The following is a 12,350-nucleotide window of genomic DNA, read 5'->3' as shown; positions in this document are numbered from 1 at the left end:
GCCGGCGAGCATCCTTTTTGCAAGCGATTCGGCTTGCTAACCGGCGTCCGGGCGCATTCGCTTCTCGAATTCAAACATCCCGTCGTCGCCCGGAAGGTCAGGCTCATTCGGGCGGTTTGGATCGGGGTAACCAGCGTGATGGTATTTCACGATGTGAAAGCCGCAGATGTTGACGTAGAAGTGGATGTTGCGCTTCTCGAAGTAAGGGGTGTGCGTTGTCCAGACCGTCGTATCGGGGTAAGTCGCCTCGATAGCGGCCCAAGCCTTGCGGCCGATGCCACGGCCCAATTCACTGACACGCACAAAGAAAAAGTCGAGCGAGTTCCGGTGGGTTTCTGCATTGATCGAAACCACGGCGCCGCCGACCCATTGACCATCTTCGAGGATGCGGTGAACGATTGCGTTCGGAGCGTGGAAGGAGGACGCCACGTCTTCGTCGGACGGGATTGGCCCCTCGTCGAGCGATCCGAAGGTTTCCACGACTGCAACTGCGAAGGAATCCTGAATATCCCTGCGGAAGCGCGGCAGATCCTCCTTCGTCGCAATGTCCAGTGTCACGTTACCGCTTGTCGATGATGCGCTCACTTGTTTTCTCCAAAACTGAGTTCGAGAAGTTACAGGATAAGTGTTTTCCTGTTCTCATGCGCGGTCCGAGCGCGTTTTCACTGTCTGACCGCCCCGGCAGCTTGATGCAATGTCTTGCACTCGGCAAATCGCATGATCGACGCGAAGAAGACCGGCACGAAGAGGACAGCGAGAACAGTGGCCGTGATCATACCGCCGAAGAGGCCTGTCCCCATCGCGTTCTGTGTCTCCGAGCTCGGACCTTTGGCAATGACAAGCGGCACGATGCCCAACGTGAAGGCGAGCGACGTCATCACGATGGGCCGCAGAAGAAGGCGCGATGCCTGGAGCTGTTCCGCACGCGGAAAATTATCGATGCAGGTCGAGCTTGCGGCGGCGGCGAACGTGTTGCTTATCGTTGAAAAGTTTACACCCAACGCGCCGGCTTTCGCACGGTCGATGTGAAGGCCGACGCTTGGCCCGCTCGGCAGTCCATCCATTCGGACGTCTTGCAAGAGCTTGCTGTCGCCTGCTAACCGCACGAGCATCTCAGAAGCCTTCTGCAGTGCTTCCGGCCCGTTTGCACCGCGATCGATGAGGCGCGACGCAAAGCCGGACGTCGTTCTGAGCTCGCCGATCGCGGGCGGTTTCATGACGAGTATTTCTCCCTCTACCGCACCCTGCCCAGCATTGCCACGCTGGCAGAATCCACTTCCGCGTCGGTGCTGCCCTTACGCTCGCTCCAGTCGCGCAGGGTTGTGAAGGACATGGCGGCGTTTCTGCCGCACCGAGAGAAGCTAAAAAAGGTAGCTCTGATTGTCTGAGCAGTTTGGAATGTTTTGTTAGGCTCCATCTGAGCGGTGCCAGGCGAGGCCCTCCAAATGCTCTCGAAAGGCAAAGCGTAGCAGGTGACTTTCGAGAACCGACTGAGCCCAGGTGACGGCCTCCTCGGTTGTTCCCTCAACGGCCAGATGCAGGCACGCCGCGTCTGCGTCGAACATTGCAATGCCATTATCAAAACGGCACTCGCCATGGGTATCGGTATACTCGACATCCACCTTGTGGGCGAAATGCTTGCACATCTGCACGAGATACTTAGAGGCAAATTCGGTCTTCACTACGGCGGTCGTTCTAATCACACTATTGCTCCTAAACAGATTGCTACGTCTCGAAACGGCGGAACCTCTGATCCGCATCACCGGATGACGACGAGTGGACCGACCTGCATCACCTTCACGCCGAGCGCCTGGTGAAGGAAGGACAGGGCTGCCGCCGTATCGGAGACAGTTATCGTGCCGCTGACCCGGCGATCGGAGAGCCCCTTTCCTGCAAGGACAATACGGCCGGAGAAATGGCGACTGATCTCTTCGATGACATAGGACAGCGGTGCGTTCTCCACGGCGAGTTGTCCGCGCTGCCAGGCAAGAGCAGTGAGGTCGTCCACCGGACGCATATTCATTGTTCCGCTGGCGCGGTCATAGGTGGCCTGCTCCCCCTCGGAAACGCGCATCGACGCCGAACCCGCGCCGCCCGGCTCGACCAGAACCGTATGTTCGGTGACCGTTACGCCTGTATCATGGGCACCGTACCGGACATCGAATGCTGTACCGAGGGCCGTTACGCGGGTATCCCCGGCTTCCACGGTAAACGGCCTGCCGGGTGCAGGCGCGACCTGAAAGAACGCCTGTCCGCGCAACAGGCGCACTGTTCGACGCTTCCCATCGAAATCGACAGCAATCGCGGACGACGCATTCAACTGCACGACAGAGCCGTCCTCAAGCGTCAGAGCCGGCATGTCGTCAACGCTCGAGAGCGCATCGGCTTGGAGGCGCATGGGGCCATCGAAGGCGAAGAACGCTGTCGCAGCGCAGGCCATCACCAGAAGGCATGACAAGACCGGCTTCGCACGGCTGCGCGCTTCCGTCCGGATGTTGCGTAGCGCTGGATCGGACTGAATGGCTGCGCGCGCGTCGCCGATCAGGCCTTCTGCGACCTGGTATGTGCGACAGTTTCCGGGATCTTTCATCCAATCCTCGAAATGTGCCCTCTCCTCGGCAGACTGCCCGGGATCGCGATTACGCAGAAGCCAATCCGTCGCCTCCCGATTGCGCTTTCGCTGAATTTGATTGGCACGGGTGCTCCGCATCGACTTCTCCTGGAGCCTCGATCCTGCTTGGTAGACGATCGGCAATGCCTGTTCGGGACTCTTAATCGATGCAAAGAAGACGGTCGAGGCAATGCGCGAACGCCCGGCGCAGATGCCGATCGACCATGTTGCGGGAAATCCTGAGCTTCGTCGAAATCTCATCGGGCGAAAGATGGTGCAGCCGATGCAGGATGAAGACAACGCGTCGACGTTCGGGCAGCTCCGCTATGGCTTCGCGGAGAACGGCGATACGCGCCTCGATCTCGAGCGCCCTGTCGGGTGCCGGGCCCACGCAGGCGATAGTGAGCGCCTCCTTCTCCGTACCTGAAAAAAGCCACGCCTCCCGATTTTCGCGCCGCAGCCGGTCGATACCCAGATTGATGGCGGATCGGCACAGGAAGGCCTTGATGGAACGCTTCTGCCGCAGGACATCGGGCTTGGCCGCCAGCTTGATATAGAGGTCGTGGACGACATCCCTGGCGGTTGAAAGCGGGTGCCCCTTGCGCCGCACGGCCCTCGTCATGTCGGCGTAGTAGGCCTCCATGGCGCGGTTGAGCAGATCGTTGCTATCAAGGGAATCCCAATTGAGGGGAGAGGATGAGTTTGGCATCGACGCTCTGTTCTCGGTCGCATCCGATGGCCCGGTGTTTGACGCTAAAGAGATTTTCAGGCCTTCGACAAACAGCTACCGATTCCGTAAAATGCGTGCAAGTGCAGTGGCTTAGAATTCAGGCAGCCCTTCAGTTAAATCAAGACAAAAAAACTCATCTTTATGTCTGATTTCGTTGTCAGAATTCTTTCAGCGCTCGAACTGCGAGCTGGTGGCATAGACCACAGAATGCCGGAGAGCGTGATATTTCCGCAACGCCGGCAGCGCTACAACGGGATGCAAAGGGGCGTGCCCGCCACGGGATCGCGGATGACGAGGGATCGTACCCCGAACACCTCGGCAATAGCCTCCTGCGAGATCACATCATATGGAGGCCCCGCCGCGCGAATCTTTCCGCCTTTCAGCAGGACGATGTGATCCGCATAGCGCGCCGCCTGGTTGAGATCATGCAGTACGGCAACGACGGTCTTGCCGTGATCGCGGACGAGAATGGTGATCAGGTTCATCAATTCGATCTGGTGCGCCAGATCAAGATAGGTAGTCGGCTCGTCCAACAGCAAAACATCACCATGCTGGGCCAATGTCATCGCAATCCATGCGCGCTGTCGCTGGCCGCCGGAAAGCGTCTCGAGGGTAGCGTCGGCCAATGTCGTCATCCCTGTCAGCATAAGGGCCTCATCACAGGCCGATTGGTCCCCTTCCGACCATCGTCCGAAGAGGGAGCGGTGCGGATAACGTCCATGCTGCACGAGATCGCGGACAGTCAGCCCGTCGGGGGCCACAGGGCCTTGAAGAAGAACGCCCACACGACGCGCCATCTCCCGCGTGCTGAGCGTTTCGATACTCCTGCCATCCAGGAGGATGGAGCCGGGCGAGGGCGCCTTCAGCCCCGCCAGACTGCGCAAAATAGTGGACTTGCCACTGCCATTGGGGCCGATGAGCGCCGTGAACCGTCGTTCCGGCAGCAAGAGATCGAGGTCCGCGACGATGCGGTGATCACCATAGGCGATCGCTACGTCCTGTGCGACGAGCTTTGCCGGCACGGTGTGTTCATCCTCGGGCATGGTGGCGCTTCCATAAAAGAGAGGCGAAGAAGGGCGCGCCGATCAGACCCGTTACGATGCCGGCCGGAAGCTGGATGGGTGCGATGATCAGCCGGCCGACGAGATCGGCGGCCACGACGAGGATCGCACCGCACAGGGCGGCGACCGGAAGAATGCGCGCGTGCGCCGGACCGACAAGGCGGCCTGCGACGTGCGGCGCGACCAGCCCGACAAAGCCGATCAGGCCCGCCGCGGCAACGGCAGCGCCCGAGATGAGCGTGCAGAGCACGATCATGAAGCCGCGCACCCGATCCACCGGCTGCCCGAAGCTTTTCGCCGTCTCATCTCCGAAGCGGATGAGGTCCAGCTCCCGCGTTGCCATCCAGGCCAGTGCAAGCGGAACGATCAGCCAGGCAAGCAGGAAGCGAACCTTGACCAGATCGGCGTCGTAGACGCTGCCCGCGAGCCAGATCATCGCGCGCTGCACATCGCCGATCTCGCCAAAAGCCGAGAGGAAGGTCGTGGCCGCGCTCGCAAGCGAACCAAGACCGATGCCGATCAGGATAATGCGCAGAGACGATGTGCCACCGCGCCACGACAGAAGATAAACGGCAGCCGCCATCGCCGCGGCGCCCAGGAAACCGGCGGCAGGCAGAAGCAGCATGGGTGGGTCCTGCAGAAGTACGATGACGGCCATCACCGCAGCCGCTGCACCGCTGTTGATGCCGAGAACGCCCGGTTCGGCGAGAGGATTGCGCATGATCGCGAGCGTGATCGTACCGGCAACCGCAAGCGCAGCACCGACGAGAACGGCGAGCAGGACGCGTGGCAGGCGCAGATCGTAAAGGATCATGGCATTCTGCGGGTCAGCGTCTTGTGCACCGATCAGGGTTTTCCAGAGGTCCCGCCATGACAACGCGACGTCTCCGAGCGCAAGGCTGGCGACAGTCAGCCCGGCAAGGACCATCACAAGGAAAATACACCAACGCGTCATGCCGGGCGCCCTGCCCGGTTGCGCGCAAGCCAGAGAAAGAACGGCGCGCCGAACAGTGCGGTTGTGACACCCACGGGAAAGTCCTGGCTGTGAAAGATCAGGCGCCCGGCAAGATCGGCGACAACGACAAGAAACGCGCCACCGATCGCGCTGAAGGGCAGGATCCAGCGATAATCGACGCCGATCGCCAGCCGGACGATATGGGGAACGACGAGCCCGACAAAGCCGATGGGACCTGCAAGCGCCACGGCACCGCCGGCCAGCAGGATGACGACGACAATGGAAGCCGTCCGCCAGACCGCCTGGTTCTGCCCGAGTGAACGCGCTGCTTCACGCCCCAGGCTCAGGATTGCGAGATGGCGTGCGAGGAGAAGACCGGCTGAGAGTCCTGCCAGGATATAGGGCGCCACGCTGGCATTCTGCGTCATCGTCCGGCCGGAAACGGAGCCCGCCGTCCACAGACGAACGGCGTCCAACGTATTCTGGTCGAAGATGAGGACTGCACTCGTCAACGCCGTCAAGAAGGATGCGACGACCGCGCCGGCGATAACGATCCCTATCGTCGACTGCCCCGCCGCTCCGAACGATCCCAGGACATGGACAAGCAAAGCTGCGAGGGCAGCTCCACCAAAGGCGACCCAGATGAAGGTGCCCCCGCTGCCCGCTCCAAAAAGCGTGATGACAAGCACGACCGCGAATGACGCGCCGGCATTGATGCCGAGCAGCCCCGGTGACGCCAGGGGATTGTTCGTTACGGCTTGCATGACGGCACCCGAAACGGCAAGCGCACTCCCCGCAAGCACGGCCGCAAGCACGCGCGGCAGGCGGATCATCACGATCAGAAGGTGCTCCCGCGATCCATCGAAGCTGCTGACCGCATCCCACACAGTCGCAAGCGGAATGCGCGTGGAGCCCGTCGCAACCGACCACAGTGTAGCGGCGACGAGCAGACAGAAAAGAAGGAGCAGGCCGAGAGACCTCACTCCATCCCTTGCCGCGCGACCACGCCGCCGCGCCATGTCCACCCTGCCCCGGCTTGTCATTGCTCTGCCAGGATGTAGCGCTCGATATCGTCAAGGATGCGGTGTGCGGAGGCAATACCGTGAAAGCTCTGCCATGTTGCTCGATCGACGCGATGGGCGCGGCCGTTCTGCACCGCGGGCAGCAGCTGCCAGAGCGGATTGCTTGTCACCTCTTTCTCTAGCGCATCGTCCGGGCCGCTCTCGAAACCACTGGCGGATACATAGAGCAGGACATCGCCATCGAGATTGGCAAGCTCCTCCCAATCGGGCCGTTTGACGATTGTGCCGTCGGTCACCGTCTCGTAGGCCGTGCGCTTCACGCCGGCGTCATGCAGGACCGAGAAGGGCGCATAGGCGGAAGGGCCGTCGAGAAAGACGACGAAACGGTCCGGTGCGAAGCGGACGGCGGAGACGGTGAGATCCTTGTCCTTCATACGTTCGCGGATCGAGGCAACGCGCGTTTCATAGCGTGCAAGCGCGTCCTCTGCCACGCCCTCACGGCCGGTTATCCGCGCGACGCGTCGGCGATATTCCTTCCAGTCGGTGTGATCGAGGAAAACCGTCGGAGCGATCTTCGAAACCGTCTCATAAATCGCGGCATGGGCCTCTGTGCTGCCGATGATGAGATCCGGCTTCAAAGCGACGACGCGCTCCAGGCTCGGTTCGCGCGGATTTCCGAGATCCACCATTTTTGCCTTCTTGACGACATCCAGAACCTGCTTGTCCGCAATCGCCATGTAAGGTGTGGCAATGACAGGCGCCTCGAGTTCGATGAGAAGGCCGAGCGTCAGCAACGGATCGAGCGTGACGATCCGCCTGGCCTCCGCCGGAACGCAGACAGGCGGGTTGTAGATGCCTTCCGTTATCTCCCGTCCCTGGCAGGCAGCATTGGCCGACGAGATGAGAGGCAAGAGGCACATGACGATCAGGTAAAGACGCAAGACGGACCCATTTCAGAGGAACGAACGGCGGGATTACGGGGCTGTCGCCCCGCGTCCGATTTTAGAACTTGGTGCGTAAATTGATGCCGAAAGACCGCCGCGCGCCGGCTTGGCCGAAAGGCAAGGCCGCATCCCGGTCGATGATGGTGAAATACTTCTCATCGGTCAGGTTTTCCGCAAAGGCGGTAATTTCCCAGTTGTCCTTCTTGAATCCGGCCTGCGCGTTCACGAGGAAACGAGGATCGATCTTGTACATGCCCTTCGTGCCGAAGCGCGAATTGTAGTCTGTGGTGTACTTGGCATCCGCGCCGACATAGACACCGTTTTCGAACTCATACCGCCCGCCGAAACCGAGCGTCCACTCCGGCGCCTCCGGGAACGCCTTTCCGGACTGGTCACCAAGACCGGCGTGGTGCCATTCAAGGAACCTGGTATTGAGATAGCCGATCGAGGCGAAGGCCGAGAACTGGTCCGTGATCTGATAATTCGGTTCGATCTCGAAGCCCCAGGCGCGGGAAGATGCAGCGTTTTCCGTCACGCGGTAACCCGGAATGTCGGCGCGCGGCCGGATTTCGACCTGTTGATCCGTATACTTCGTATAGAAGAGGTTGGCATTCAGCGTCAGGCGATCATCCAGCAATGTGCCCTTGTAGGAAAGCTCGTAGCTCTGCGAGTACTCCGGATCGTAGGTATCGATCGTATAGATCGGAGCCAGGCTGCGGTTGACGTAGGAGCCGCCCGAGCGGAAGCCCTGTGAGTAGGTCAAGCCGACCTTATGGTCATCGCCGAACTCTTTTACCAGACCGACTTTCGGTACGAAGTTCAGTTCGTTGAAGGACGATGTGCCGTTCGGCGGCGACCAGGCCGGATCCATACCGTAGAGCACCATCGAGTTCAGTTCGGTATTCTTTTCCTTGAGATAGTCCAGGCGCCCCCCAACGGTCGCAAACCATGTGGGCGAGAATTCATAGGTCGCCTCGCCGAAAACCGCGAAGTTCGACGTCCGGCGGTTCTGGTCGTCATCGAGCTGATAGATGACGCCCGGCATGAAATCCGGATAAGGCTCCGCAATGAAGCGCGATGTGCCGTCGAAGACCTGGTGGCTGCCGAAGACGCCGGCGACCCATTTCCAGCGATCCGCTTCGTAATTGAGGCGCAGCTCCTGGGTAAAAATGGAATCGTCGTCCGTACCCCAGATGCCCGTTATGTAGCCAGGCGTATCGCTATCGACGGAGCGCCGTTTGTTGATACCGTACTGGAAACCCGTCTGCGAGGTGAAGCGCAACGCATCGGAGAAGTCGTGCGTCACTTCAAGGCCGAGATTGTGCACCTCGGTCCAGCGATATTCGGTGTAGGTATCAGGATTGTTGTTGAAATCGCCGCGCCCGTCATCAAGCCCGACCAGACGGTCGTTGGGACGGTCCTTTGAATAGGAATAGGTCACGACCGCGCGGGTCTCCGGCATTTCGGAGGGCTCGATCAGCATCTTGGCCCTTATGGTGCCGCTGATATCCCTCGTCAGGTCGCCATAGCCCGCATAATGCTGGAAGTTCGAATAGTCGACGTCGGAACGGGACCGCTCGAACGCACCAGCTATGCGCAAGGCGATCTGGTCCTCGACCAAGGGCGTGTTCACGACGAAGGCGCCGCCCACCAGATTGTTGCTACCGACAGTGCTGGAAAGCTCCACTTCCCTATCGAAGGTCGGATCCTTCGACTTTACATAGACCGCACCCGACATGGCAGCGCGGCCGGAAAGCGTCGATTGGGGGCCGCGATAGACCTCTACCTGCTCGACGTCCCAAAGGTTTCTTGCGCCAAAGCGTGCATTGTAGCGGGTCTGGAGAATGCCATCCACGTAGAGCGAGCCGACCGGCGCGCCGCCCGGCACGAAACCTTCCGAACTCATGCCGCGAATGACAAAGCCGGAATTCACAGTCGCACTGTCCAACACGTTGGCAAGGCGACGGTAGGCATCCTGCGTATGCCTGATCTGGCCGTTCTGAATTGCCCGGGCATCGACGATCCCGACGCTCGCGGTCGTGTCGTTGAGCGTCGTTGCGTCGCGGGCACCGTAGAGTGTGATTGCTTCGAGGAGCGTCGCCCCCTCCTCGCCCGCGCCCGCTGTGACCCCAGTTCCCGCCGTGTCCGCACTCAGCGTCACCTGATTGCTTCCGGCAAACCGTGCGTCGACACCGGTCCCCGCCAGTATCGCGCTCAGGGCCTGCTCCGGCGTCAAGCTGCCGCTTGCCCCAGCCGTCGATTTTCCGTTCGCCAGGGAGGCGTCATAGAGAATCTGGAGGCCTGTCTGGGCGGCAAGGCTGTTCAGCGCCGGCGTGAGTGGACCGGCCGGCACGCTGATGGGGCGCGCCGTAGACTGCGCTTGTGCAAATGCCGGAGCACGCCCCAGCATCGGAGCAGCAAACGCGAAAGCGGCGGTTCCGGCCAGAAGCATCGCCCTGACAGAAAAATTCGTATGCATGAAAATCCCCAATCCATATGGCGTTCAAGGCGCCACAGTCCACCAATGAAGCAGATCACATTCCGCTCATTGGCTTGACGATTGGAACTTCCGATTTGGGACTCCGGACATATCAATGTTTTCGAGATAATCCGTCCGGCCCGCTTCACAGTGGCCGGCACAGTTCCCTTAAGGTCCAAAATGCCCGATCGCCCCCAACAAGCAGAAGCCGTTTCCGTTCATCCTGCTCCAAGGGACGACGACGGTCACGTCGTGCTCCACGGGTCATCCTGCTCTGACACCTTCACTTCAGGCGACCGGCATTCGCTATCGCCGCGATGTCGGGTACGGCAATTGCAATAGGGTTCTGGCCATTCATCATGAGGGCATCACCAGTTGCTACGCTTACCTTCAAGTAGATCCATAACGGCGCGCGCAGCATCCAGAACATTGGTGCCAGGGCCGAAAACGGCAGCGACGCCGTTTTCAAGCAGGAAGTCGTAATCCTGGCGTGGAATAACCCCCCCGACCACTACGATCACATCCTTCGCACCCTTCGACTTCAATGCCGCGACCAGTTGCGGCGCGAGCGTCTTGTGCCCGGCCGCCAGAGAGGAGATACCGACAACGTGCACCCTCTCGCTGAGCGCAAGGTCCGCCGCCTCCTCTGGCGTCTGGAACAGAGGGCCGGCCAGCACCTGGAAACCGATGTCGCCGAAGGCGGAGGCAACCACTTTTGCACCACGGTCATGTCCGTCCTGTCCAAGCTTGGCGACGAGAATTCTCGGCTTGCTGCCAATGCTCGCGGAAAAGGCCGACAGACGCTCGACCAGAATGCTGTATTCCGGATCGCCTTCGTAGGCTGGTCCATAAATATTGCCGACAACTTCCGGCACGGCGGAATGATCGCCGAAGACACGTCGTAGCGCGTCCGAAATCTCGCCTACAGTGGCCCTGGCGCGCGCAGCATCGACGGCAGCCGCCAGAAGATTGCCATTGCCGGTTTTCGCTGTTTCCGAGAGTATGCCGAGCATGGCAGCGACGTGAGTCGGATCGCGCCGCCGGCGCACGTCTTCCAGCCGCTTGATCTGCCCCATGCGAACGGTGCTGTTATCGATCGACAGGATGTCGATCGGCGCTTCGTCGTTCAGCCGGTATTTGTTGACACCGACGATGATCTCCTCGGCACGGTCAACCGCAGCCTGGCGGCGGGTCGCGGCCGTTTCGATCAGGCGTTTCGGCAGGCCGTCCGCCACGGCTTTGGTCATGCCGCCGAGGTTTTCGACCTCTTCGATGAGCGCCCAGGCCTCGTTTGCCAGATCGTTCGTCAGGCTTTCGATATAATAGGATCCGGCCAACGGATCGATCACCTTGGTGACGCCAGTCTCATGTTGAAGAATAAGCTGGGTGTTGCGGGCGATCCGGGCGGAAAAATCCGTTGGCAGCGCAATCGCCTCGTCCAAGGCATTGGTGTGCAACGACTGCGTCCCGCCCAGCACGGCCGACATGGCCTCGAAGGCCGTGCGGATGATATTGTTATAGGGATCCTGTTCCTGCAGTGAGACACCGGAGGTCTGGCAATGGGTTCGCAGCATCAGCGACGACGCCTTCTGCGGCTTGAATTCCTCCATGATCCGAGACCAGAGCAGGCGCGCGGCGCGCAACTTTGCGGCCTCCATGAAGAAATTCATGCCGATCGCGAAGAAGAACGAAAGCCGGCCGGCAAATTCATCGACATTCAGCCCCTTGGCCAAAGCAGCCCGCACATATTCACGGCCATCCGCCAGCGTGAAGGCCAATTCCTGAACCAGCGTCGCGCCCGCCTCCTGCATGTGATAGCCGGAAATGGAGATGGAATTGAATTTTGGCATCTCCTTGGCCGTATACTCGATGATATCGGCGATGATCCGCATCGAGGGTTCCGGCGGATAGATATACGTATTGCGGACCATGAACTCTTTCAGGATATCGTTCTGGATCGTGCCAGAAAGCGCGGCGCGCGCAACACCCTGCTCCTCGCCGGCGACAATGTAATTGGCCAGAATCGGGATCACCGCGCCGTTCATCGTCATCGATACCGACATCTCGTCCAGCGGGATCTGGTCGAACAGGATCTTCATGTCCTCGACGCTATCGATTGCCACGCCCGCCTTACCGACGTCGCCCTCGACGCGTTCATGGTCACTGTCATAACCACGATGCGTGGCAAGATCGAAAGCGACGGACAAACCCTTCTGCCCAGCGGCCAGATTGCGCCGATAGAATGCGTTGGATTCTTCAGCGGTCGAGAAACCCGCATATTGCCGGACGGTCCAGGGGCGTCCTGCGTACATGGTCGCGCGCGGACCACGCAAAAAAGGCTCGAAACCCGGGAGGCTGTCGAGATGCTCGATACCTTCCAGATCCCGTGCCGTGTAAAGCGGTTTGACCGCGATGCCCTCGGGCGTGTTCCAGATGAGCTGATCGGGCTTCGCCTTCAACTCTTTTTCTGCAAGCAACACCCAGTCTGAAAGTGTTTTCTCGGACATCGCCTAACTCCAATTTCACCATGCCTGCAATTGAGAAACCT

The 12,350-nt window shown here is 60.2% G+C and carries 11 protein-coding genes; all 11 read right to left on the bottom strand.

What is annotated here, in order from left to right:
- Positions 1 to 36 precede the first annotated feature (36 nt).
- The 11 genes from MNR02_RS21805 to scpA all read right to left on the bottom strand — a co-directional run bounded on the left by MNR02_RS21805 (position 37) and on the right by scpA (position 12,309).
- A complete protein-coding gene (locus MNR02_RS21805; RefSeq protein ID WP_241949835.1) occupies positions 37 to 585 on the bottom strand; it encodes a GNAT family N-acetyltransferase in 549 nt (182 codons plus the stop codon).
- A 77-nt stretch (positions 586 to 662) separates the two neighbouring features.
- Entirely contained in the window at positions 663 to 1,217 is a 555-nt protein-coding gene (locus tag MNR02_RS21800) for an efflux RND transporter permease subunit (protein ID WP_305854566.1), read from the bottom strand.
- Positions 1,218 to 1,406: 189 nt separating this feature from the next.
- Complete coding sequence (locus tag MNR02_RS21795) at positions 1,407 to 1,703, bottom strand: DUF2218 domain-containing protein (RefSeq protein ID WP_241949834.1); 297 nt, start codon at positions 1,701 to 1,703, stop codon at positions 1,407 to 1,409.
- Between the two features lie 56 nt (positions 1,704 to 1,759).
- Positions 1,760 to 2,710 carry a FecR family protein gene (locus MNR02_RS21790; RefSeq protein WP_241949833.1) on the bottom strand — a complete coding sequence of 317 codons (951 nt, stop codon included), beginning with the start codon at positions 2,708 to 2,710 and terminating at the stop codon, positions 1,760 to 1,762.
- Positions 2,711 to 2,771: 61 nt separating this feature from the next.
- Positions 2,772 to 3,320 (bottom strand): RNA polymerase sigma factor, encoded by a 549-nt coding sequence (locus MNR02_RS21785; protein ID WP_241949832.1) that lies wholly within the window; start codon positions 3,318 to 3,320, stop codon positions 2,772 to 2,774.
- A gap of 266 nt (positions 3,321 to 3,586) precedes the next feature.
- Positions 3,587 to 4,384, bottom strand: a complete 798-nt coding sequence (locus MNR02_RS21780; RefSeq protein WP_241949831.1) for an ABC transporter ATP-binding protein — start codon at positions 4,382 to 4,384, stop codon at positions 3,587 to 3,589.
- The gene (locus tag MNR02_RS21775; protein ID WP_241949830.1) at positions 4,371 to 5,357 is read right to left on the bottom strand and encodes an iron ABC transporter permease; all 987 of its coding nucleotides are present in this window, start codon (positions 5,355 to 5,357) and stop codon (positions 4,371 to 4,373) included. The genes MNR02_RS21780 and MNR02_RS21775 overlap by 14 nt, the downstream gene beginning before the upstream one ends.
- On the bottom strand, positions 5,354 to 6,376 hold the full coding sequence (locus MNR02_RS21770; protein WP_371746787.1) for a FecCD family ABC transporter permease: 1,023 nt from the start codon (positions 6,374 to 6,376) through the stop codon (positions 5,354 to 5,356). The genes MNR02_RS21775 and MNR02_RS21770 overlap by 4 nt, the downstream gene beginning before the upstream one ends.
- 20 nt (positions 6,377 to 6,396) lie before the next feature.
- Entirely contained in the window at positions 6,397 to 7,320 is a 924-nt protein-coding gene (locus MNR02_RS21765; protein WP_241949828.1) for an iron-siderophore ABC transporter substrate-binding protein, read from the bottom strand.
- Positions 7,321 to 7,381: 61 nt separating this feature from the next.
- Entirely contained in the window at positions 7,382 to 9,802 is a 2,421-nt protein-coding gene (locus tag MNR02_RS21760; protein WP_241949827.1) for a TonB-dependent receptor, read from the bottom strand.
- A 368-nt stretch (positions 9,803 to 10,170) separates the two neighbouring features.
- Positions 10,171 to 12,309: a methylmalonyl-CoA mutase gene (gene scpA / locus MNR02_RS21755; RefSeq protein WP_241949826.1), complete on the bottom strand. Its 2,139-nt coding sequence runs from the start codon at positions 12,307 to 12,309 to the stop codon at positions 10,171 to 10,173.
- Between the last annotated feature and the right edge of the window lie 41 nt (positions 12,310 to 12,350).

The sequence above is a fragment of the Shinella sp. H4-D48 genome, from assembly GCF_022637395.1.
GTDB classification, from domain to species: Bacteria; Pseudomonadota; Alphaproteobacteria; order Rhizobiales; family Rhizobiaceae; genus Shinella; species Shinella sedimenti.
This window is presented reverse-complemented; position numbering and strand designations above follow the sequence as displayed.